This window comes from Sorangium sp. So ce176, assembly GCF_051519835.1.
Lineage (GTDB): Bacteria > Myxococcota_A > Polyangia > Polyangiales > Polyangiaceae > Sorangium > Sorangium cellulosum_G.
On sequence record NZ_CP150371.1, the window covers coordinates 7,224,869 to 7,248,058 of the forward strand.

Sequence of the window (23,190 nt, forward strand, 5' to 3'; positions counted from 1 at the left end):
CGAACAATCATGGAACGACCGGCCTCGCCCGACTAGCCTTGTTCGAACACAACCCAGGAGGCATCCCATGACCATCGAGGGCAAGGTCGTCGCGATCACGGGCGGCGGCAGAGGGATCGGCCGGGCCACAGCGATTCTTCTGGCCTCGCGCGGCGCGCGGATCGTCATCGGCGCCCGACGCGAAGCGGAGATCGCGGCGGTCGCGGGAGAGATCGAGGCGGCCGGGGGGCGTGCGGTTCATCGAATCACCGACGTCACAAGGCGAGCAGACCTTCAGGCGCTGGTGGACTTCGCCTGCGACCGGTTTGGACGGCTCGACGTCCTCGTCAACAACGCTGGCATCGCCCCGATCTCGCGCTTCGACGCGCTGCACGTCGATGATTGGGACGCCATGATCGACGTGAACCTCAAGGGCGTTCTTTACGGCATTGCCGCCGCGCTGCCCGTCTTCGGTCGGCAGAAGAGCGGCCACATCGTCAATGTCATCTCCGTCGCGGGCCTCAAGGTCGTGCCCACCATGGGCGTCTACGGCGCCACCAAGAACGCGGTCCGCACGATCACCGAGGCGCTGCGCCAGGAGTCCGGGCCGAACCTGCGCGTCACCGAGATCTCCCCCGGCATGATCGCGACGGACTTCACGGACACGATCACCGACGAGGCAACGCGGAGCGCGATCCGGTCGACCGCCGATGCCATCGCGATCCCGGCGGACGCGATCGCCCGCGCCATTGCCTTCGCGATCGAGCAGCCGCCCGAGGTCGACGTCGGCAGCGTCGTTGTATGGCCTACGGCGCAGGGCTGAACCCCAGAACGCAGCGGCGGCGCAACGTGCGTCACACCGGAGGCCTCACGCCGCGCCAGCCGGCGGCAGGGCGAACCAGCCGCCCGCGACCCCGCGAACGGGCAGCACCGCGCGGGCGCGCGAGCCTCATGTCGGAAAGTCCGTCGACGCCGAGACGGCGCGCCACGCGGCGAGCTCCTGCGTCACGAGCGCGTTCTTCGCCTCGATCGCAGCGATGGCGTCGGTGCCGAGCGGGAGACGGAGCGGCGGGTTCTTCGCGCGGGCGAGCTACTTGAAGATCGAGAGGGGCACGGCGTTCGCCATCGCCTCGTGGCCGGCGTCGTTGGGGTGCAGGTGATCGCCGCTGTCGAACGAGGCGAGGATCCTGGCGGGCTGCTCCGGGTCGCGCACGGCGGCCTCGAAATCGATGACCCCGTCGTAGGAGGTGTTGCCGCGGATCCACGCGTTGACCTCCTGGCGTATGGCCTCCCCCTCGAGCGTATAGTAGGGCGGGAACGCTTCCTCGAACGGCAGGAGCGTGCCGACGAACGCCTTGACCCCCCTCGCTCTCGCCTTGTCGGCGAGCGACTTGAGCCCGTCGATCATCTCGGCGCCAGTCACCTTCTCGGCGGACCCCAGAAAACCGGGCATCCCGATGTCGTTGATCCCGATCAAGACAATGGCATGCGTCACGCCCGGCGTCCCCAGCACGTCGCGCTCGAAGCGCGATGCGGCGCTCGGGCCGATGTTGTCCCGGAGCAGCCTGTTCCCGCCGAGGCCCTGGTTGACGACAGCGACCCTCCGCGTCTCCGGATCCGCCTGGAGCCGCGCGAAGAGCCGGTCCGAGTAGCGCCTGTCGGCGTCGATCGTCGATGTCGAGCCGTCCGTGATCGAGTCGCCGAACGCGACGACGACCTTCCGGGGCTCCGTGGACTCGACGTCGACGCCCGCGAGCCAGTACGTGGACGTGATGTTGGTGGGTGACGTCAAGGCCTCGCTCGCCGCCTGGTTTCCCCTGGCGACCGCGTGCGTCGTGAAGGAGAACGGGTGCCACGTCGCAGGCTCCGACGTCGCCGCGCTGTGAATGCTCACGATGAGGCGGTCGCCCGGGCCCACCGCGAGATCCACGCCGTCGCTCACCGCCTCGCTGGCCGGCGGGACCGACGCGCTCGGCTGGCCGGAGAACTGGACTCGCCTGTCGGTGCCCGGCGCCGAGACGAAGGGCGAGGCCTCTTTCGCCACGCGGATCTCGGCGAGCTCCAGGGGCTCGGTCCCGAAGAGGTTCGAAAGCCGCAGCCGGAGCCGATCGCCGGAGGCGGTGACGACGAGCCTCTGGCGCAAGGTCTCGTCGCTGAAGCTACGCGGCGTCGTGTCGGGGAACGGCGAATCCGCCCCCTGCATCGTCGTCCCCCACGCGGCTGTCCAGCTCGCGACGGGCACCTCGTCGTCCCCGCCGCAGCCGGCGGCGGCGAGGGCCAGCACAAACGCTCCCAGGGTCGCCGGACGGGTCAATTCCAGATCGATCATCACGCACCTCCTCCATGCACAAGCAGGTCATCCACCTCGGGCTGCGGCTCTTGCCCGCGCCATGCGCTACGCGGCCCGGCCGCCTCGGCGGGCCCACGCGACGAGCCCGAACACGACGCCGAGCACGCCCGGGATCGACGCGAGATACAAGGGAGGGAGCACGAAGAGGTGCGTGAGGACCGCGCCTCCCATGACGCCTGCGAGCAGGAGCGCGGCGCGGCTGCACACCCGCGGGATCAAGAGGCCGATGCCGCCGACGAGCTCGAGGACGCCCACGAAGTACTGAAACCACACGCCGAGCCCGATCCTGGCGAAGTTGTCGACCATCTCCTGCTGGAGCCCGAGGAGCTTGTTGACGCCCCCGAAAATGAAGGCGGCCGAGAGGAGGATCTGCAGCGCCCAGAGGGCGATGTTCGCGAGGCGCCAGCGCCTGGACGTGGGGGCAGCCAGGGTCACGCTCGCGGTCGCAGTCATGGATTGCATTGTCGTGTCTCCTTTACGAAGCCGGGCTCCCGGGGTCATCGACCCGATTGACGACCCTGGCTTCACCGGGGCGACGAACGACAGCCGGCGGGATCGACAGAGCGAGACATTTTTTTTCGCGCCCCGGCGTGGCGCACGCCGGGGCCTCGAACGTAGAAATACTTGCCTAGTGTATTTCAAAATACATTCTCCAGCCATCAGGCTGGTCCGCCTTCACGATGCCTCGAAAACCACGCCCATCGGAGCGAAAGCCACGCCCTCGCATGCGCCGGAGCGCAGCGCTATGCAGGGGGATAGAGGTGCCGGAGATGACCGAGCTCTGGGAGAGCGTGTTCGCGGACAAGCAGATGATGTGGGGGCCCGAGCCGAGCCGATCGGCGGTCTTCGCGCGGGACCACTTCGCGCGGTCGGGCGCGAAGGAGATCCTCGTTCCGGGCCTCGGCTACGGCCGGAACGCGAAGCCGTTCCTCGAGCACGGGATGTCGGTGACGGGGATCGAGATCTCCGGGACGGCGATCGATCTCGCGCGAACGCAGATGGGCCTCGATATCCCGATCCACCACGGCTCCGTGACCGACATGCCGTACGACGATCGAATGTACGACGGCGTCTTCTCGTACGGGCTCCTCTACCTCCTCGCCCCTCCCGCGCGGGCGAAGTTCCTCCAGGACTGCCATCGCCAGCTCCGGAAGGGCGGAGCGATGATCTTCACCGTCATATCGAAGCAAGCTCCGATGTTCGGTCGGGGGCCAAAGCTCGGAGACGACTGGTACGAGGTCCACCCGGGCATGAAGATGTTCTTCTACGACGCCGAGTCGATCCGGCGGGAGCTCGGTCCGCACGGCGAGATTGAGCTCTCCGAGATCGACGAAGCGACACCGGGCGGCAGCACGTTCCCGTTCATCAACGTGGTGTGCAGGACGGCGTGAGCCTCCGCGCTGCGCGCCGGGCCGCTCCGCGCGGCGCCGCGCGCTCGCCGGGGGTGTCGACGAGGGCCGCAGATCCCGTCGTGATGCCCGTTTGAACGCCGCGGAGATCCGCGTTATCGTGGCGCCCTTCGACGAGGGAGGTGCACCGATGCGGGCTTACGTGCTTGGTTTCCAGGAGGCCGACCGGACCCGGATCCGCGATGTCGGAGGGAAGGGCGCGAGCCTGGGGGAGCTTGCCAGGCTGGAAGGGATCCGCGTGCCGGCCGGCTTTTGCGTGTCGACCGGAGCGTTCGAGCGGGTCATGGAAGGCGCGCCGTCGCTCGGCGAGCTGCTCGACCGGCTGTCGCGTCTCAGGGCCGAAGACCGCGATGCGATCCGGGAGCGGAGCGCCGAGATCCGCACGATCATCGAAGGGACAGCCATCCCCGCAGACGTGCAGGACGCGATCACCCGCTCCCTTGTCGAGCTCGGCGAGCAAGCCGCCTACGCCGTCCGGTCCAGCGCCACGGCGGAGGATCTGCCGGGGGCCTCCTTCGCGGGCCAGCAGGACACGTACCTGAACGTCATCGGGACGCCGGCGATCCTGGAGCACATCCGCCGGTGCTGGGCATCGCTCTTCACCGAGCGGGCGGTGAGCTACCGGATCCAGCACGGCTTCGACCACCGCAAGGTCCACATGGCCGTTGTGGTGCAGAAGCTGGTCGTCCCGCAGGCGGCCGGGATCTTGTTCACGGCCGATCCCGTCACCTCGAACCGGAAGGTGTCATCCATCGAGGCGGGCTTCGGCCTCGGCGAGGCCCTGGTCTCCGGCCTGGCGAGCGCCGATCGCTACAAGGTGCGGAACGGCCATGTCATCGAGAAGACTGTCGCCACCAAGAAGCTGGCCACCTGGGCCGTGGAGGGGGGCGGCACGGAGGAACGGGCGATCGCGCCCGAGCGGCAGAGCCGGCCCGCGCTGACGGACGAGCAGATCGTGCGTCTCGAGCGCCTGGGCCGGCGGATCGAAGGGCATTTCGGCCACCCCCAGGACATCGAATGGTGCCTCGTCGACGAGGCGTTCTCCATCGTCCAGAGCCGGCCCATCACGACCTTGTATCCCATCCCTGATGCGGGCGATCAGGGCAACCACGTCTTCCTCTCCGTCGGCCATCAACAGATGATGACCGACCCCATGAAGCCCCTCGGGCTCTCCTTGTTCCAGTTGACCGCCGCTGGACGCATGCTCGCGGCGGGCGGGAGGTTGTTCGTCGATGCAACGAAGCAGCTCGCCTCACCGGCCAGCCGGGACGCCTTCCTGGATCTGGCGGGGCGATCCGATCCGCTCATCAAGGACGCCCTCGTGACCCTCATCGAGCGGGGAGACTTCATCGAGCCGTTGCCCGTAGATCCGGCGGCCGCGCGTCCCGGCCAGGGCAAGCAAGGGTCGGCGTCCGCGCACTTCGACGCGCAGGTCGAAGACGACCCGGCGATCGTCACGGGGTTGATCGAGCGCAGCCAGGCCGCGCTCGAGGAGCTGAAGCGCGGCATCCAAGCCAGGACCGGGACGGCGCTGTTCGACTTCCTCCTGGAGGACATCCAGCAGTTGAAGAAGTCCCTGTTCGATCCACGGAGCATGGGCGCGATCATGGCGGGCATGAACGCTTCATGGTGGCTCAACGAGAAGATGATGGCGTGGCTCGGCGAGAAGAACGTCGCGGATACGCTCTCCCAGTCCGTGTCGAACAACATCACGTCGGAGATGGGCCTGGCGTTGCTGGATGTCGCCGACGCGATCCGCCCTTACCCGGACGTTGTCGCTTATCTGCAGAACGTGAAGCACGACGGCTTCCTGGACGAGCTGGTCGCGCTCGACGGCGGGCAGCAGGCCCGGGACGCCATCCGGGCTTACCTCCACAGATACGGCATGCGATGTGCCGGGGAAATCGACATCACGAGGGCCCGCTGGAGCGAGAAGCCGACGACCCTGGTCCCCTTGATCCTGAGCAACATCAAGAACTTCGAGCCTCATGCCGGCGAGCGGAGGTTCGAGCAGGGGCGGCAGGAGGCCTCGCAGCAAGCGCGAGCGTTGCTCGACCGGTTGAGGCAGCTTCCGGACGGGGAGCAGAAGGCCAGCGAGGCCCGGCGGATGATCGACCGGCTCCGGAGCTTCATCGGCTACCGCGAGTATCCGAAGTACGCCATCGTCAATCGCTACTTCGTCTACAAGCAGGCCTTGCTGCGAGAAGCCGAGCGGCTCGTGCAGGCCAGCGTGATCCGCGACGTCGAGGACATCGACTACCTCACGTTCGACGAGCTCCGCGAGGTCGTGCGCACCCATCGGATCGACGATCAGGTCCTCAGCCAGCGGAGGGCCGAACACGAGCTCAACAAGAAGCTGACGCCACCGCGCGTCATCACGTCCGATGGGGAGATCGTGGCGGGCGCGTACAAACGAGCCGATCTCCCCGCCGGAGCCATCGTCGGCCTGGCGGTCTCCTCCGGCGTCGTCGAGGGGCGAGCCCGGGTCCTCCTGGACATGGCCGATGCGGATCTGGAGCCGGGGGACATCCTGGTCACCACCTTCACCGACCCGAGCTGGACACCCTTGTTCGTTTCCATCAAGGGCCTGGTGACCGAGGTGGGGGGCCTGATGACCCATGGCGCGGTGATCGCCCGGGAATACGGCTTGCCGGCCGTCGTCGGCGTGGACAACGCGACCAGGTTGATCCGCGATGGGCAACGCATCCGCGTGCATGGAACGGACGGGTATGTCGAGCTGCTGACATGAGGCAGCGCCCGCGAGGAGACAGCGCGTCGTGCCTTGACGGCCTCGACGATCGTCTGGATAAGCTGCCGCATGAGATCCGCGGCGCTCGCGCTCCTCGTCGGGGCCGCGCTGGGCACCTTCGATCGTCCTGCCGATGCGGGACCGCGCACCTCGTCGCTCGCGTGGGTGCGGATGCCCGGGGCCGAAGCGTGCGTTGACGCGCGGACGCTCGCGCTCGCCGTCGAGCGGCGGCTCGGGCGGGTCGCGTTCGTGCCGCCCACCCTCGGCGACGTGGCCATCGAGGGGCGGATCGAGCGCTCGCAAGAGACAGGCGTCTGGCGGGCGACGATCCGCGTGTTCGGCGCGGGCGGGACGGCGATCGGGTCGCGGGAGCTCGAGGCCGACCAGGCCGACTGTCGGGCGATCGACGATCGGCTCGAGCTCGTTATCGCGCTGCTCGTCGACCCCGACGCCTCGCTCCTGCTCCCCCGCGCCGCGGGCAGCCCGGCCGCGAGCGCCGGCGGGGGAGCGCCGGGCGCTGTCGCGGCGATGCGGCCCGCCCCGCTGCCCCCTGCCGCGAACGCGGCTCCCGCGCTTCCGGCGTGCCCGCCGGCTCCAGCGCCGCCGAGCGCCTCCTGGCGGGTCGGAGGCGCCGTGGAGGCGGTGGGCGGGCTCGGGCTCATGCCCGGGCCCGCGAGCGTCGGGGTCGGGGTGCGCGCGCACGCGACGCCGCCGCGCGGGCCGGGCTTCGAGCTGGGCGGCGTGCTGTGGGCGAGCCCGGACGTCCGCGAGGCGCCCGGATCACCGGCGTTCTCGCTCGCCTACGGGAGGCTGTCCGTGTGCCCCATCGAGATCGCGCGCGGCGGGACGGCGCTCTCGGGCTGCGTCGGCGTGATGCTCGGATCGCTGCGCGTCGAGGGGCCCGCGGTGCCGAGCAGGTTCCGCCACGAGCGGCTCGTGCTCGATCTGAGCCTCGATACGCGCGTGCGGCGGCGCTTCGTTGGGCCGCTGTTCGGGGCCGTCGGGCTCGGGATCGCTGTGCCGACAGCGCGGGACGTGTATTTTTACACCGACGCGGCGGGGGCGCGGCACGATGTCTTCCAGGCGTCGCCTGTATCGACGATCCTCGACCTCGGCCTCGGCCTCGAGCTGCCGTGACCGGGCCGCGTCGATTCGTTCAAAACGCGCCCGCCGCGCGTCCACTCACCCCAGCGCATGTCCCTGCTCGCCACCGCGCGCGAAGGCCGGCCGCGCGCGATCTCCGCGCCGGGGGACCCGGTCCCGTCCTTCGAGCAGGTCTTCTTCGATCACGCGCCGTTCGTCTGGCGCGCGCTGCGGCGGCTCGGCGTCCATGAAGCCGACGCGGAGGACGTCTGCCAGGAGGTCTTCATGATCGTCCACCGACGCCTCGCGGGCTTCGAGGGGCGATCCTCGGTCCAGACCTGGATCTACGGCATCTGCATCCGGGTCGCGGCCGACTACCGCAAGCGCGCCCACCGGCGCCGCGAGTCCACGCACGCCGAGCTGCCCGACCAGGTAGCGCCCGAAGACCAGCACGGGGCGCTCGAGGACCAGCAGGCGCGCGCGCTCCTCGACGCGTGCGTCCAGACGCTCGACGACGACAAGCGCGCGGTGTTCGTGCTCTTCGAGCTGGAGGAGCTGCCGATGACGGAGGTCGCCGAGGCGGTGGGCTGCCCGCTCCAGACGGCGTACACGCGGCTCTACGCGGCGCGCCGGGTGGTCGAGGCCGCCCTGCGGCGCGCCACGGCCGCGAGGAGGATGCCTTGAGCCGACCGAAGGATCCGCCGCGGCTCTTCGATGCGTCCTCGGACACGACCGACGCCGTGCGCGCCGTCCTGCGCGCGGGTCAGCGCGAGCTCCCCGGGCCCTCCGACCTCGCCCGCCTCGCCGCGCGCCTCCCGCTCGGGCCGCTCCCGCCCCCGGGCGCCTCGCCGCCGGCCGGGGCGCCCCAGGTCGCTTCCCTGCCCCCGTCGCCTCCGCCCGCGCCCGTGCACCTCGCCGCGGCCGCCGCGGGGCCTTCCGTGGCCTCCAGCGCGCTCCTCGGCGCGCTCCTCGGCCTCGGCGTCGTGGGCGGCGTGTGGTGGCGCGACGCCGCCACGACGCCGCGCGACGCTCGGCCCGGCGCCATCGCGAGCGCCGCTGGGCCGAGCGTCGCCGCGCCCGCGCCCACCCCCCCGCCGGCCGCGGAGCCCGGCCTCGACGGCGCCGGACACGCCGGGTCGGAGGCCGGTCGCGGCGCGGCGCGTGAGCCCTCGAGCGCGACAGCGCCGCGCGACGAGCGCCTCGCGTACGCGCGCACCGCCGCGCCGCGCGCCCGGGAGGCGGCGATCCCCTCGCCGGGCGCGCCGGGCGGCGGGGCTCCCCCGAGCGCGAGCCCTCCTTCCGCCGGCGCCGCCGACGAGGCGGAGACCGAGGTCGAGCTGCTCCATCGCGCGCAGGACGCGCTCGCCGCCGACGCTGGTTCGGCCCTCGCGCTCACGGTCGAGCACGCGCGGCGCTTCCCCGCCGGCGCGCTCGGTCAAGAGCGCGAGATCATCGCCATCCGCGCCCTGCTCGCCCTCGGCCGCGCGGCCGAGGCGCGCGCCCGCGCCGCGAGCCTGCTCGAGCGGTTCCCCGGCTCCGCGTACCGCGGCAGGCTCGAATCGCTCGGCCTCGAGGAGCCCTCTCCAAAAGATTGAGCCGATCTCTCCACGTACCCGGTGACCGCACGATGCGGTCCTTTCGATGGAGATGACCCATGTCGAATCGCTTCTCCTCGCGCGCCTCGCTCCCGCGGCGCGCCGCGAACCTCTTCCTTCTCGCCTCGCTTGCGGCGACCTCGCCGCTCCTCGGCGGCTGCGGGATGGAGCTCCAGATCGGCGACGGGTCCGGCGAGGGCGGTGGTCCCGATACAGCGACGGGCACGGGCGGCTCCCCGCCGGGCACCACAGCGACCGGCACGGGCGGCTCCCCGCCGGGCACCACAGCGACCGGCACGGGCGGCTCCCCGCCGGGCACCAGCGCCGTGGGGGTCGGCGGGGGCACCACCGCGACAGGCACGGGCGGGACAGAGATGAACCCGCCCGACGTTTGCCAGGACAGCCTGGATACCGACCCGGGGCGAGAGCCGCCGTCCGAAGAGCAGTGTCAGGAGATCGGGACGACGCTGAAGGCCGAGCACGACGCGGCCCGCCTGGGCGCGGAGCTCGCCGTCACGCCGCTCGCGGGGACCTGGGTGACAGGCAGCGGCCCCGAGCGCGTCGAGCTCGTGCTCGACGCGAACGGCCAGGGCACGCTCCTCTTCGGGGAACCGACGGACCTTCCTCCCATCACCGACCCTGACGAGGTCTACCTCACGAACAGGGAGGCGAACGACGCCCATGACATCTTCGGGCTCGAACACCTGAAGATTCACCCTGGTTTCAAGTACTCCGTCGTCGCCGAGAGCGGTCACGGCAGCGAGATGTCGTTTCACATCTGGATCATGGAAGTGTGGGAGGGCTGGTGCGCAGCGCAGACGCCCGTCTCCTCGCCGTACTCACGCCACTGCTATGCCTGCATGGTCGACGAGGGGGGCTACAGCTTCATCACCAGCGGGTCGGTCTGCGAGGCGCCGGCGGGCTGCTACGCGGGCCGCTCCCTGGACGAAGAGAAGCTGGTGGATTGCGGTCGCCTCGAGCTCTGCGCCTTGCCCAACTACAACGTGTGCAACTGCACCGCCGACGAATGCTTCGCCAACCTGGGACGGAGCGCGAGCCAGCTCACCGTCTATCCCTACGCCGTGACGCTCGATCCGCTCGACACGACGATCCTCCGCCTCAAGAGCCTCTCGGAGCTCCACGAGAAGAAGACCCACTATCTCGAAGAGCAGCCGTAGGCCCGGCGCAAGGGGGCCCACGCCGGAGGCGGCGGGTTTGAAGGGCGCGTGATGCCCCCGTCGAGCGTGTCAGCGCGCTCTTTCTACACACGCCTGAATAAACATCGAGTTTGCGCGCCGAGAGGCCTCCGGGATATAGGATCACCCAGCGGCGCGCCCGGAACGGGTTGCTCGCGTCGCCAGGAGTGAGAATGAAGAACCATCGATTCCTTTCGGCACTGGCCTGCATCGGCTGCGCGCTGTCGCTCGCCGCTTGCGGAAGCGATGACGCCGGCGGCGGCGCCGCCTCGACCGGTCAGGGTGGCGGCGGCGCCAGCGCGGCGGGCGGCGACCCTGGCGGCGCGTCCACGGGAGGCGCCTCGGCCAGCGCGGGAGGTCAAGGAGGCGCCGGCGTGGGCGGCGGGGCGCCCAGCGGCGGAACGACGGCGGCCGGCGGCGACGGCGGCGACGGCGGCGACGGCGGCGCTGGGGGCTCGACGGGGGCGGGCGGCCAGGACGAATTCGAGCCGGTGACCATCTCGTTCGGGACCGAGCTCGCTCCGCGCGATGCGGTGCTCGAGGCGCGAGCGCTCGCCATGTCCGCCGCCGATCCCGGCTCGCCGCAGTGGCGCGCCAGGGGTGACCAGCGCAGGACCTACCGCTTTCCAGCCGCCGGCGCCGACGTTCCTTACCGCGTCTGCGTCCCGGATCGCTGGGACGGCACGTCGGAGCTGCCCCTCGTGATGTTCTTGCACGGCGCCGGGAACGACGAGAGCTCGTACCTCGATCAGAACGAGCAGCAGATGGTGAAGCTGGCCGACCAGCACGGCGTGCTGCTGGTCTCGCCGCTCGGCTACAACGGCGCGTACGGCAACTTCCTGCGGCTGCCGGCCGTGTTCGGGCAGCCCGAGGAGGCGGAGAAGTTCCTGGCCATGCGCACGCCCGAGCGCCTGCGGGAACAGGAGCTCAGCGAGAAGGACGTCATCAACGTCCTGGAGCTGGTGCTGAACGAGTACCCGATCGATCGCAGCGCGATGTTCCTCACCGGACACTCGATGGGGAGCGGCGGCACCTGGTACATCGGCGCCAAATACTCCGACTACTGGAAGGCGCTGGCGCCCATGTCCGGGCCCTTCGTCCAGGAGTCGGGCTACCCTTGGGACCGGCTGCGCGACATGCCCATCTTCGTGACGGAAGGGACCGTCGGCACGCCTTCGCTGACGGGCAGCCGGGAGCTGCGCGACTGGATGATGGCTGGTGGCTACCCGATCACGTACAAGGAAGTCGTCGCGGACCATGCAGGGATGGTCCCGCTCGTGCTGCCCGACGTCTTCGACTTCTTCGACCGTCCGTAGCCTGCGCGCTCGTCGCGCGCCTTCGCCTCGCCCTGAGCCGCGGCGAAGCTCGAGCTCGGGCGGGCGGCGAGCGCGCAGCCCGGGCTCGAGCTTCACGTTCAGCTCGCCCAGGATCCTCAGTAGGTCGAGAACAGGTTCCAGAGGAACTTGGGCGCGAACGCGGGCCAGCCGTGGTTCGTGTTGCTGTAGTTCGGGTCGCCGTGCAGGCACCAGTAGACCGGATGGTCCTCGTCACAGCCCTGGTACATGACGCAGTTCGAGAGGTCGTCCGTGTATCCCTCGACCGGCGTCGTGGTCGCCTCGCAGTGGTTCAGCGAGGTATAGAAGTCGCGCGTCTTCGGGCCGTTCTCCGTCCCGACAACCGAGTCGCGCTTTCCGTGGATGACGACCGCCGTGACCTGTCCGGTACACTTTCGGGTGCCGGCGTTGAGCGGATACTGGGATACGTTCTTGGTGGCGCACGGGCCCACCGCGCGCAGCTTGTCCGCGTGCTCGCAGCCGAGGATGCTCGAGAAGTCGCCGCCCGAGCTCTCGCCCGCCGCGAACACGCGCGCCTCGTCGATGCAGAAGTTGCCCGTGATCTGCTCGTAGAACGGCTCAAAGAACGAGACGTCGTTCGCCCCCCAGCCCGAGCCGGAGTTGGCCGGGTGAGGGTAGACGCGGATCCAGGCCTCCTTGGGCCCGGTCACCTCGAAGCCCGCGTTCTGCTCTGCCCAGCTGATCGGGTTGCCCGTCGGGTTGAACATGATCATCACTGGATACGGCTTGCTGGCGTCGTAATTGGTCGGCAGCTTCACGTAGTACTGGTGACCCGATACGGTGAGCGGGCTCTGCGAGCTGCCCGTCTGCGGGTTGGCCTTGTTGCAACCCGCGCTCGGCCGCGGGGCGACCTTGCCGTCCATCGATCCGCCCGAGCCACCGGTTCCCGGCGAACCACCGCTCCCGGTCATCCCTCCCTCACCGCCCGTTCCCCCCGCGGACGCGCCGCCGTCGCCGGTCGTGGTGCTGCCGCCGGTCGTGGTGCTACCGCCGCTGCCGGAGACGACCGCGCTGCTCGTTGCAGCGGAAGGGTCGTTGCCCGACGCGCCCGTGCCGGGATCACCGTCATCACTGCAACCCGCGAGAGCGAAGGAGCCGACCAGCGCCGCGAAAAATGTGGTTCGAGCGAACGTGGATTGGTTGATCATCTGAATCCCCAGGCGATGCCGAGCAGGCTGCTTGTTGGCCGGACGATCCGGTCTCGACGTGGCCATCGTCGCTGGATCTCCGCTCGCCGCGACCGCGGTGAGGCCCGCATCGTGAACGTTCACATTTTCGATGTCAACTCCTGTCGGCGGGACCGCGGGTATCGCCGAGCCGGAGGGAGGACAGGTCCGGGGCGGCCCCCCCGGAGCACCGCGTCAAGCGAGGCGCTCCGGGTCGGGACGTGAGGCCCGCTCCGGCGCTCCTCTACAGGTCATCCCCGCGGCCGGGTTCCGCACGCGAAGGAAAAATCAGCGGGCTACGGACGAACTTCTGAAGGGCCGCCGGGCTCGCCACCATTCAAGGAGCCAGAGGGAGCCGGGCGCGGACGTTCCTCTTCGTCAACGGTAATTTTAAAGCCTGTTCGCACCCGAGCTCCCCCGGCGACTCCGGCGAGCCCCTCTACGGCACCGGCGCGTCCCAGCAGCTCGTGGTCGGCGTCAACGCCTACTACACGTTGTCCGACGAGAGCGGCATCTCGAGGACGAACTGGCACGCCCGGCTCGGCTCCGCGGCGCGCTACGACGTCCTGAGGGCGTGCGGGTGCCCGATCAGACGGATCCTGACTTCACGCGTCGATCCGTGAACACCCGATAGTCTCCCAGGCTAGCCCGGTGGTAGCGCTGGGCCAGCACGTCTTCCGCTTCATTTCCCAGCTCCATCCTTTCGTGCACAACAACGAAGGCGGGGCGCGCAGTCTCGTCGTCATCCGGCGACCTCCGCAGCAGCTCGATCAGCGAACCGCTTGTCGCGGTTCTGCGGGGCAAGCTGGAGGCGGTGAAGGCGAACGGTGAGCACAGGCATTCGGCCAGGTCGACGATGAAGCGAGCAAAACGCAGCCGGCTCTCCTCGTCTTCTGACTGGCGATAGAAGTGCCCGGAGGGATCTGCGAAACCGAAGGTCTGCCCGCCGACGATCTCGTCATTCCAGAAGTACACCGAGCGATCCCCGAGCGGCGCGTCGTACTCCAGGACAACCCCCGGCCAGGACGCCGTGCTCACCAGCGCATCGTGGGCTTCTTCATGCGTGCGCCCGTCGTAGGAAAGGACGTACTGGTTGGCCTCATCGTTCCATTCCAGCCGCATGCATTCACCCGAGAACCGCATTCCGCCCGCGGCGAGGTGCGCCTTCAGACGGCGATAGAGATCGAGCCGTGAGCTGTCATTTGCACAGAAGTACGTGAAGAAGTCTCTCGCCATGCGACTTTCCGTGGGCCTATCTCTTGAACTTGTTCGCCTGGTCCCAGCGCTTTGTTGGGTCCAACGTGGAGGGCAGGAAATCCAAACACGATCGGAAAATCAAGCTCCTCGTGGGGACCGCGCCACCTTACGACCACGCTGCGCGCGCGGGTTGACATGGAGAACCTCGCGCCTGCAGCGCCAGGACGCATCGCGCCCGGTCCAGCAGAAGCAACGGGGGCGCCGCGTGAATCCGACATGGCCCACGACAAGCAGAGCCCGCTGGCGCTGGCGCTGGCGAGCGGCGAGGCTCCCGCGGCGAGTCGACCCGAGCGGCGGGGCGGTCGCGTTCCGTCGTCCCGGCGGGCGCGAGCTCGCGGCCGAGGAGGTGCTCGCCGGCGATACCGATCCAGAGGCCGGGGTGTTCACGCTGGACGAGGCCCTGGCCGAGCTCCCGGAGGGCCCGGGGCCGCTGCGCGCGATCATCGAGACAGACAAGGGCGCGCTCACCTGCGAGCTCTTCCCGGACCAGGCTCCGAACGCGGTCGCCAACTTCGTCGGGCTCGCGCGCGGGCGCCGGCCCTGGCTGGACCCGGCGACCGGAAGCTGGGTGAAGCGGCGGTTCTACGACGGGCTGAGCTTCCACCGGGTGATCCCGGAGTTCATGGCGCAGGGCGGCGATCCGCTCGCCACGGGCGAGGGCTGGCCAGGGTACGAGTTCGCCGACGAGATCTCCGCGCTGAAGCATCACGAGGGGACGCTCGCCTATGCCAATGCCGGGGCGGACACGAACGGGAGCCAGTTCTACGTCACGGAGGTGGTGGCGGACTGGCTGGACGGCGCGTACACGATCTTCGGCCAGTGCGCGCCGGTCGAGGTGGTCACCGAGATGACGCACGTCGAGACCGATGCGGACGACAAACCGCGCGTGGAGCTGGGCCTGAACAAGGTGACGATCACCCGCTGCGCGCCGTGAAGGGCGCCGTGCGTTCTGCTCAGGTCAACGCGGCGAGCACCTCGGCGGCGTTCTCGTTCGGGGGAAAGATGGGGTAGAACACGCGGCGGATCACGCCTCGCTCGAAGAGCAGCGCCAGCCGCCTGTAGAACGTTCTCCCGTGGGCGGTGAAGGTCGGCAGGCGCAGGGTATCGCGCAGCTTGAACGTGGGGTCGCTCAGCAGTAGATAGGGAATCTGGGTACGCTGGGCGAACTCCTGCTGCTCGGTCGTGGCCTGCGCGCTGATCCCGATCACCTCCACGCCTGCTGCGCGAAACTCGGCGTAGTGATCGCGATAGCCCAGCGATTGCACGGTGCACCCGGGCGCCCCGGGGATGTCGTCCCACCCGGGGATTGGATCCGTACCCGGCACGCCGGTGGCGGGATAGACGTAGACCAGGACCTTGTCACGGAGCAGCTCGCCCAGATTCCATTCCTTGCCGTCGACCCCGCGCAGACGGACGTCCGGAGCGGCCATGCCCGACAGGTGGCTGCACGCACCATCGTCTTCCGGGACGGGAAGACCAGGCGGAAATTCGTAGGGATTGGCTACACTAGGATTGCTCATGTTCCGTTAACTCCGAAGTGGACGGCGACTCCATCACCCGAGCATAGTCGTCGATTGCGTCCGTGTCAGCGAGTCGACGTCGAACATATTTCGCGGCTGTGAGCGCCCGCTCGATCACGTCAGTCGTGGCCAATTCCGGGATGGTCAGCTCGGACTCGGCGTGCTCGGCGCATGCTCGCATCACACGAACAATCGCGAATTCGTCGAGATTTGCGAGGCGGATCACCCACCGGTCGTTCATCAGGGCTACAGAGACGAATCTGAGCTCTCGCAAAATGCAGAACAGAAGGAAAGGAACGATGCCGTAAGGGGCAACTCCGCGGGTCGCAATCCCTTCGCGGTGGACTCCGAAGCGGAGGGAGACATTATACAGCAGGATCCGTGCCGCCTGCGCGGCGGGGAGGAGACGAGCGCCAAAGCCAAAGGCTTGCAGATCCGCGCGCAGCTCCTCCAGGTAGACGAGTGGCCATGCGGTCTTCCCACCCGGTGCGAAGTAGCCGTCCTGGTACTTGGTCAGGACATCGTAGCCCAGGAAATGTCCGGCTTCATGCAAGTAGTACTCGTTCGCGATCACCACGTCCAGGTCATCCAACCGTTCGGTGAGACGCTCGTAGGTCCCGTCTGCGAGTAGATTTCTTGTGCATGCAGCACGGGCCGCCCAGTTTTTCCTTGATTTTCGTACATCTACGATATCCACTGGCATCGACATCGTGCCAGGATCGGGCAGAAAAAAATCCCTCTTGTACAAGATGTCGGGCTCGGTCGCGAACTTCCCGCTGCGTCCCGTCACGAGCGCGGGGCGGAGCTCCACGTTGGTGGTCCGGGACCAGAACGGATGCGCCCGGAGCGCGTGATTCACGGTGTCCGCGTCGAGGAGCCCTTCAACCGCGGGGAACCAGTCGCCTATCAGCTTTGACGGTTCGGCCTCACGACGGCTCTGTACGCGGTAGTTACCCGAAAGGGAGAACTCCGACATGATCACCTCGACATCAGTCACCGAGGACGTTCTGCGGGACGCCCTCGCTCTCCTCCGACCATCGCGTGATGAGATCGTCGAACAGCAGCACCTTCGTCAGCCAGCGGTCACTCTCGTCGGGCGTGAGCGTGGTCGCATCCAGTAACTTGTCGATGTGTGACGTACGCTCTTGCCTCAACCTCGCGGGCCAGCACGGGTCCGCCGGACCGAGCGCCTCCATACGGCGAATCAAGACCTCCGCGAGGATCGCCCAGGTGACCGGGTCACATGCCGCTTCAAGCAGGTGATTCACGACGGCTACACTGAAGGGCCCTGGCGGTGCGACAGGCCTCGGCGCGTCCCTCGAGAGCAGGCTAGCCAGGCGCCCACAGGCGATGATCTGGTCGTGATCTCGAGCGAACCCAAGGGCGCGGAACGCGCTACGAACCAGGCCATCGCGCAAGTAAGGTCCGTCACTTTCCAGGCGGATCGCCCGCGCTGGTCCCGTCGTGGCCTGACCATACCAGCCGATGAGGCTCCGGAGATCGGCGAAGACCCTGGCCTGGTGACTGGGCTCGATCGACGTGTTTCGGACGAGCGCTGTGCGCGCGCCGTGGAGCGCTCCGCCCCGGATCGGCAGGCGCAGGAGAACGTCGGCCCCGCTCCGTTCTTCGCCACGGATCTCCTTGAGGCTACTACAGAGGAAGGAGAAGGCTATCCATGCATTCTGCATCGAGGCAGCGACTGTTTCCGCATCCACCATGCGGTCGGAGTCGAACAGCCGCTCGAGTCCCTCGGCGTGACGGTGCTCGACGTCGATACGGATGTGCCGCTTCCACGAGTCGAAGAAGCCGGGGATGCCATACGCTGCCTCGACGGCCCCGTAGAAATCATTGCTGTCACGCTCAAAGGCGATGCTGGACTCCTGAAAATAGGCGATGAGAAGGTGGCCCAGCGGATCAGTCTCGGCCACCTGGAGCGCATGCTCCTCGAACGCGAGCGAGGACGGCAGTCGCACGTAGGATTTCACGTCGTCGGCGCTCACACGCAGGGCGGGCGTATCGATGAAGTAATACGCGTCGCAGTGCCAGTACTCGTCGAGCGCATCGCTCTCGAAGAAGGCGCGCAGGTTCGCGTCTCTCCCCATCGCCGCCATGCGCGCGCCGACGACGCCTGCGGCACGGGAGACGTGATAGTTGTGGATGAGCCACGCCAGTAGCTCATTGTGGCTCGCTGCTCCCGTGCGGAGACGCTCCCACACAGGGTGGGCGTAGTACGCCGCATACCACGTCGAGCGCACCGGAGCGAACAACGAGCGAATCTCGCGCAGCGAGTATGCCGCCTTTGGCTGGGGGGCGAAGCACCCCTGCGCGTGAAGCAGACGCACCAATGATGCCATCTCTTGATCGGCCACGAGGTCTGCGCCTGTCCGCCTGCGTTCGAGAAGATCGCAGAAGAGAGGCCTGGAACGAACCCAGGCAGCGGGCAGCTCGACCTGCCACAATGCGTAAGCAATCTGGACCTTGTCGCCGACGAACTGGACCTGTACGCTCTCGCGCAACCGTCCTGGCGCAGATGAGGCCATTACCCACCCTCCCGACGTCTTTTCATCACCTGACACTCGCCGCGCCCCGGTGGGGCTCACACCTCACCGGGTCGCGCCGACATCCGGAGCGCTCAGCGAACGATGACGGAAGCCGCCCGGGTGATCACCCGCACCTGTGTACCTTTCGGCAACTCGAGCAGATCGAGCAGCTTGTGGATCTTCTCCGGATTGTCGTGCAGCGACGCGAGCTCGCCCTTCATGAGGATGGGCTCCCGGCCTTCGGGCGTCGTTATTTCGAGCTCGGTCTGCTGCGTCGCCTTCGTTTCGACCATGATTGAATCCTCCGTTCAGATTGACGGAACGATCAATGAGGGTTTCCACCTCCCGTCCCGGCTGATTCGAGAGAATGCGAACCAGTCGACGGTGTCAATGTGAATCGCACGCCCGCGAAGACGTTCTGCCTGCTTCTGGACACGGTGGAGGCATTGCCGGCACGGCCGTGCGAATGTCCGTCCAGGGCGGCCTATGTCCGCGCATCGCGAGGGAGCATCGAGGAAGCGGCACCAGCGCGCCAAAGCCGGCGAGTGGAACGCGTACGACTCGGTGAAATCGATCGAATCGAACCCGCCCTGCTCCGGCTCCGGAGCAGGGGCGGCGAGATCCACGGATGAGCTGGCTACAGGAATCTCATCCCCGCTCTCCGCAGACTGCCCACATGCGGGGCCCAGGGCGGCGAGGCCGACCAGAGCGGCACCCGTCAGCGCGGCGTTCAGCACCCCTCGGCTCCGGGGGCGAGTGGTGTGGCAAAGAGACTCGAGCAGGTGATTCGTCGTGTGCATGGGGCTCCTGGTCTCCAGTGGCAGGCCAGGCTTCACCGGCATGTGCAAAATGCACACAATAGGGCGAACGGCGCCGCGCCAGGAAAATGTGCGTATCCTCACCGCCAGCAGCTCGCGATGGCCGCCCCCGGCCACCCAGGGCGCTGCGGCGCCGTCACCAGAACCGGCCGACGAGCCCCGCTCCGCCGAGCCCCGGCCCGAGGATCGGCGCGGCGGAGAGCTCGAGCATCGGGCCGCCCGTGCGCACCGGGGTGGGGTCCGTGCGCGCGGGCAGCGGCGGGGGGTTCGGCGTGTCGAGGGCGTAGAACACGAAGCCGCCGAGGGCGAACGCCGCGGCCGTGCCGAACAGGCCCGTTGTGGCGTTCGCGAGCTCGTCGCGCATGTCGAGGTGAGCTTGGTACTGGCCCATCTCCTCCTCGGAGATCCCCTGCTGCCTGCGCTTCTCCTCGATCTCGCGCGCGTTCTCCTCTTCCGCGAGGCTCGAGGTCAGCGTCAGCACGCCGACGGCGGCGGACAGGACCCCCACCGCGACGAGGCCATAGGACATCTTCCGCTGGAAGGAGCTCGAGAGGCCCACCTCGATGACGCGGCGCTCGCCGCGGCGGAGCGACAGCTCGCGCGAGAACGGCATGTGGCCGTTCTTCGTGGCGACGAAGAAGCGCTTGCCGGGAGCGACCTGGAGGAGCGGCAGCGGCGTCGTGCCGACGAGGCGCCCGTCCAGCGTGACCTGCGCGCCGACGGGGGCCTTCACCTGGAGGAGCGCCGGCCGCTCGCGCAGCTCCCTGTCGATCCCGAGGACGTCCCCCTCGATCGCGACCACCTCGCGCTCCTCGTCGATGTGGCCGTCGGCCGTGATCTTGATCCGGTGCTTGCCCGGCTGGACCTCGGCCATCAGCGGCACCTCGACCGGCGCGCGGCCATCGATGGACACGCGGGCCCCCGCGGTCGGCGAGGTGACGTTGATGCGGGTCCTCGGCCTGGCGTCGGGCGGCGCCGCCTCCGGCGCGGCGGGCGACGACGGAGCGCTCGCCTCGAGGCGCGCAGCGATCACGCCGAGCTCGCTCAGGGCCTCTGTCGCGTCCGCGCGGCGCCCGCCCTGCGGGACCTTCTCCAGGTACCGCCGGTAATTCGCGATGGCCGCCCTCAGCGCCTCGGGGCTCTGCTCGACCACGTACAGGCGGCGGTAGGCCTGAGCGAGCGAGAAGAGCAGAGCAGGGCGCGGCGCCTTGCTGTACGCCGCCTCGAAGGACTGCACCGCGTCGCGGTACCGCGTCGCGGCGTAGGCCTGGGCGCCGGCGTTGAAGAGGGCCTTCGCCTGCTCGATGTCCTCCTCGGCCGAGGCCGCGCGCGGCGCGAGCGCGGTCGCCGCGAGGGCCATGAGCACGACGCAAAGCGAGGTCCTCATCGGCGGATCGGGACCCCTTCGTGGACGCGGAGCGCGCCGTCGCTGAGCACCCCGAGGTCGTCGACCCCGTCGCCGAGGACGTCGCACGTCGCGATCGCGGAGCCGCCGGGGATGCCGTCCAGCTTGCGGCGGCGGAGCAGGTGCCCGCCCAGGTCCTGGCAAGCCGCCGCATCATCGCCGCACGCATCGAGCGCGTAGGCCGCGCCGCGCGTGAGCACCACGAGCGCCCTTCCCGCCCCCTCGTCGATGCGGGCGAAGTCGGCGCTCGTGACCTCGCTCGCCAGGTCCTCCAGACCGGCGTCCATGGGCTCGAGCTCGACCGGCGCGCCCAGCGCGCCGTCGCCCGTGTTCCAGAAGACGGCGAGCCGGCTCGCCGCGATCCTGCGCGTCCCCGGCTCCAGCCGGTAAGCGATGCCCACGACGTCCGCGCGCTCGTCGCCGTTCACGTCGCCAGCGCGGAGCCCCCCGTACAGCGTGCCAGGCGCTGGCGCGATGGCCGCCTCCGGCACCCCGAGCGCGCCGCTCGCGCCGTGGCGCACGAGGACGACCGCGCCCTCCAGCGCGGGCGCCCCTGAGCCGGCCGCCGCGTCCTCCTCCACGACCTCCACCGGCAGCGAGAGGACGATCTCGTCCACTCCATCGCCGTCGAGGTCGACGGCGACCCCATCCAGCGCCCACGCGGGCTCCCGCGAGGGGACGAGCTCCGCGGGGAGCGAGATGCGCCGCTCGTCCCCCTCGACCATGGCGATCGCGCCCGCATCGACCGCCGGCAGGAGCCAGAGATCGGCCAGGCCCGCGGAGGAGCCAGGGCGCGGAGGCACGATCGTCAGCGAGGCGATCTCCGCCCGAGCGCCCCCGAAGCGGCCGGCGATGCTCTTCACGGCGCGCAGCTCGCCTGCCTGCCGCACGTCGCCCGCGCGGACGAGCGGCAGCGGCGGCAGCAACGACCGCGAGCTGCTGCCCTCGATGAGGCTGAACGCGACGTCCCCGCCGTGCGAGAAGAGCACGCTGACGTCGTCCACGGCGTCGTCCGGCTCGGGCAGCCGCACCGCCGCGACATCGAGGAGCCCCTCGAAGGCGCCGAGCCGCACCGGGGCCTCCGGCGCCTTCATGTACCGGCCGAAGCAGACGGCGAGCGTCGGGTGGACCGCGCTCGACTGCGAGCTTCCGGCGCTCTCGGCGAACGAGAGGTCCGGCAGGAGATCGCCGTCGAAGTCGCCCACGACGAAGCGCGAGACGTTGCCCAGCGTCGGGATCTTGAGCTCGTTGAGCTTGAAGTCGGAGGGCAGCGCGCCGGGGACGCCGTTGAAGAACGTCAGATCCGTCGCGTCCGCGGAGCCGGTGATCACGTCGGACACGCCGTTGCCGGTCAGGTCCGCGATCACCGCGCTGGTCCAGCGCCGGCCGTTCGCCGGCGCGAGCCGGTCGAACTCGACCTGGTATGGCGGAGACGTCCGGGCCTTTCCGAGCCTCACGGCGCCGGGGTCCACGACGTCGAGCACCTCGTCGCCGTTGAGATCGCCGATGGCGACGGGGGCCCCGAGGCCGGGCGAGCGCTCGGAGCCCGCCTCGCCGGCCGGGTACGAGAGATCGCCGAAAGGCTGCATGTCCCCGAACGCGCCGCCGCCCGCGCCCTCCGCGACGTCGAGCTCGTAGCAGGCGGCATCCGCGGGCAGGCCCGGGTCGCGCTGCGCGCACGTGGCGCCGACGAGCAGATCGAGGATGCCGTCGCCGGTCACGTCCCGGAGGAAGGGCGCGCCCGCGATCCGCGCGCCGGCCGGGAGCCCGACAGCGGTGTGCGCGCCGCTGTCCGGCGAGTAGACGCGCACGGCCGAGTCGCCCGCGAGGGCGACGACCACCTCGTGGAGCGCACCGCCGTCGAGGTCCGCGCTCACGAGCGGACCGGCGACGTCGCGCCGCCCGCGCTGCTGATCGAGGAGCGACAATCGGCCGCTCTCCGACCCCTGCACGACGACGATGACGTCCTCCGGCGCCGCGCCGCCCGTGTCGGTCCAGGCGACCAGGGCGACCCACGTCTGCCCGTCCTCGGGTGTGCTGCCGACCGGCAGGAGGCGCGCCCCGCGCAAGGTCATCGTCCCGGGCTCCGCGCCGCTCAGCGAATCCAGGCGAAACACCGACGCGAGCACGGGGACCGGCGCGAACGTGCGACCCGGCTGGCCGCTCAGGATCGCCACGCCGGGCCCCACGCTGAGCGCGATGTCCGTCGTCCCGTCGTCGGTCAGGCGCGCGAGCGCGGGCGTGTCCCCTGCGGAGGGGATCGACACCTGGGTCCCCACGGTGCCGTTCGCATCGAAGTAGAGCGCCTCGAGGCTCGTCGAGCCGACGCCCACGAGGTCGCCGCGGCCGTCGCCGTCGAGATCGCCCGTGAGCAGCCGCTGCGCGCCGAGCGGCAGCGCGGCGCCGAGCGGCTTGAACTTGCCCGTGGAGACGCGGCACACGCGGTCGATCCCGCAGCCCCACCCGCTCGGGCACCCCTGGCCGGCGTCGTCGCACCCGAAGCGGCACTCGTTCTCGCTTCGTGGCGGGTTGCACACGGCGCTCGAGGTCGCGCCCTGCGCGTTCTTCGTCTCGACGACGCACGCCTCGCTGGCCTCGAAGCAGTCGCAGTCCTCGTTGCGCGACGGCTCGATGACGCCGTTGCCGCAGAGGCCCGGGGTGATCTCGCCGAGCTCCTCGCACCCGGCGGAGCCGGCCGCCGCGCCGAGCAGCGCCGCGGCGCCCGCGGCCGCCCGCGCGTGTCGCGTGGAGCGGGATCGCGCGCGCAT

19 protein-coding genes and 1 pseudogene are annotated in these 23,190 nt (G+C 69.5%); 9 read left to right on the top strand and 11 right to left on the bottom strand.

What is annotated here, in order from left to right; all coding sequences use genetic code 11:
- The first annotated feature begins 67 nt into the window (after positions 1–67).
- Positions 68–802: an SDR family oxidoreductase gene (locus WMF42_RS26975; protein ID WP_061605684.1), complete on the top strand. Its 735-nt coding sequence runs from the start codon at positions 68–70 to the stop codon at positions 800–802.
- A gap of 126 nt (positions 803–928) precedes the next feature.
- On the opposite strand, the pseudogene WMF42_RS26980 reads toward WMF42_RS26975, so the two are convergent.
- From WMF42_RS26980 to WMF42_RS26990, 3 genes and pseudogenes are all read right to left on the bottom strand, one after another.
- Positions 929–1,069 (bottom strand): annotated as a pseudogene (locus WMF42_RS26980) (short-chain dehydrogenase/reductase); the annotation flags it as partial.
- On the bottom strand, positions 1,070–2,308 hold the full coding sequence (locus WMF42_RS26985) for an SGNH/GDSL hydrolase family protein (protein WP_061608829.1): 1,239 nt from the start codon (positions 2,306–2,308) through the stop codon (positions 1,070–1,072).
- 66 nt (positions 2,309–2,374) lie between these two features.
- Positions 2,375–2,791, bottom strand: coding sequence for a DoxX family protein (locus WMF42_RS26990; RefSeq protein ID WP_199693718.1), 417 nt, complete (start codon positions 2,789–2,791; stop codon positions 2,375–2,377).
- Between the two features lie 308 nt (positions 2,792–3,099).
- Between WMF42_RS26990 and WMF42_RS26995 the strand changes: the two genes are divergently transcribed.
- From WMF42_RS26995 to WMF42_RS27025, 7 genes are all read left to right on the top strand, one after another.
- Positions 3,100–3,720, top strand: coding sequence for a class I SAM-dependent methyltransferase (locus tag WMF42_RS26995; RefSeq protein ID WP_061608827.1), 621 nt, complete (start codon positions 3,100–3,102; stop codon positions 3,718–3,720).
- 148 nt (positions 3,721–3,868) lie between these two features.
- Complete coding sequence (gene rph / locus WMF42_RS27000) at positions 3,869–6,487, top strand: rifamycin-inactivating phosphotransferase (protein WP_437685648.1); 2,619 nt, start codon at positions 3,869–3,871, stop codon at positions 6,485–6,487.
- Between the two features lie 69 nt (positions 6,488–6,556).
- Complete coding sequence (locus WMF42_RS27005) at positions 6,557–7,624, top strand: hypothetical protein (RefSeq protein WP_437685650.1); 1,068 nt, start codon at positions 6,557–6,559, stop codon at positions 7,622–7,624.
- Positions 7,625–7,681: 57 nt separating this feature from the next.
- Positions 7,682–8,254 (top strand): RNA polymerase sigma factor, encoded by a 573-nt coding sequence (locus tag WMF42_RS27010; protein ID WP_437685652.1) that lies wholly within the window; start codon positions 7,682–7,684, stop codon positions 8,252–8,254.
- The gene (locus WMF42_RS27015; RefSeq protein ID WP_437685654.1) at positions 8,251–9,165 is read left to right on the top strand and encodes a hypothetical protein; all 915 of its coding nucleotides are present in this window, start codon (positions 8,251–8,253) and stop codon (positions 9,163–9,165) included. The genes WMF42_RS27010 and WMF42_RS27015 overlap by 4 nt, the downstream gene beginning before the upstream one ends.
- 59 nt (positions 9,166–9,224) lie before the next feature.
- Complete coding sequence (locus WMF42_RS27020; RefSeq protein ID WP_437685656.1) at positions 9,225–10,343, top strand: hypothetical protein; 1,119 nt, start codon at positions 9,225–9,227, stop codon at positions 10,341–10,343.
- A gap of 191 nt (positions 10,344–10,534) precedes the next feature.
- Positions 10,535–11,677, top strand: a complete 1,143-nt coding sequence (locus WMF42_RS27025) for a hypothetical protein (RefSeq protein ID WP_437685657.1) — start codon at positions 10,535–10,537, stop codon at positions 11,675–11,677.
- Between the two features lie 116 nt (positions 11,678–11,793).
- Here the strand turns inward: WMF42_RS27025 and WMF42_RS27030 are convergent, their stop codons facing one another.
- Both WMF42_RS27030 and WMF42_RS27035 read right to left on the bottom strand, forming a co-directional pair.
- Positions 11,794–12,864, bottom strand: a complete 1,071-nt coding sequence (locus WMF42_RS27030; RefSeq protein ID WP_061612756.1) for an alpha/beta hydrolase family esterase — start codon at positions 12,862–12,864, stop codon at positions 11,794–11,796.
- A 606-nt stretch (positions 12,865–13,470) separates the two neighbouring features.
- Entirely contained in the window at positions 13,471–14,118 is a 648-nt protein-coding gene (locus WMF42_RS27035; protein WP_061612757.1) for a hypothetical protein, read from the bottom strand.
- 226 nt (positions 14,119–14,344) lie between these two features.
- On the opposite strand from WMF42_RS27035, the gene WMF42_RS27040 reads away from it, so the two are divergent.
- On the top strand, positions 14,345–15,073 hold the full coding sequence (locus WMF42_RS27040) for a peptidylprolyl isomerase (protein ID WP_437685660.1): 729 nt from the start codon (positions 14,345–14,347) through the stop codon (positions 15,071–15,073).
- A gap of 19 nt (positions 15,074–15,092) precedes the next feature.
- On the opposite strand, the gene WMF42_RS27045 is transcribed toward WMF42_RS27040, so the two are convergent.
- The 6 genes from WMF42_RS27045 to WMF42_RS27070 form a co-directional block, all read right to left on the bottom strand.
- Positions 15,093–15,659 (bottom strand): peroxiredoxin, encoded by a 567-nt coding sequence (locus WMF42_RS27045; protein WP_061612758.1) that lies wholly within the window; start codon positions 15,657–15,659, stop codon positions 15,093–15,095.
- A complete protein-coding gene (locus WMF42_RS27050; RefSeq protein WP_437685663.1) occupies positions 15,646–16,656 on the bottom strand; it encodes a hypothetical protein in 1,011 nt (336 codons plus the stop codon). Before WMF42_RS27050 ends, WMF42_RS27045 begins: the two co-directional genes overlap by 14 nt.
- Positions 16,649–18,199 carry a hypothetical protein gene (locus WMF42_RS27055; RefSeq protein ID WP_155799043.1) on the bottom strand — a complete coding sequence of 517 codons (1,551 nt, stop codon included), beginning with the start codon at positions 18,197–18,199 and terminating at the stop codon, positions 16,649–16,651. The genes WMF42_RS27050 and WMF42_RS27055 overlap by 8 nt, the downstream gene beginning before the upstream one ends.
- A 92-nt stretch (positions 18,200–18,291) precedes the next feature.
- Complete coding sequence (locus WMF42_RS27060; protein ID WP_061612761.1) at positions 18,292–18,492, bottom strand: hypothetical protein; 201 nt, start codon at positions 18,490–18,492, stop codon at positions 18,292–18,294.
- Positions 18,493–19,153: 661 nt separating this feature from the next.
- Complete coding sequence (locus WMF42_RS27065; protein WP_061612762.1) at positions 19,154–20,404, bottom strand: PEGA domain-containing protein; 1,251 nt, start codon at positions 20,402–20,404, stop codon at positions 19,154–19,156.
- Positions 20,401–23,190, bottom strand: coding sequence for a hypothetical protein (locus tag WMF42_RS27070; RefSeq protein WP_437685665.1), 2,790 nt, complete (start codon positions 23,188–23,190; stop codon positions 20,401–20,403). The genes WMF42_RS27065 and WMF42_RS27070 overlap by 4 nt, the downstream gene beginning before the upstream one ends.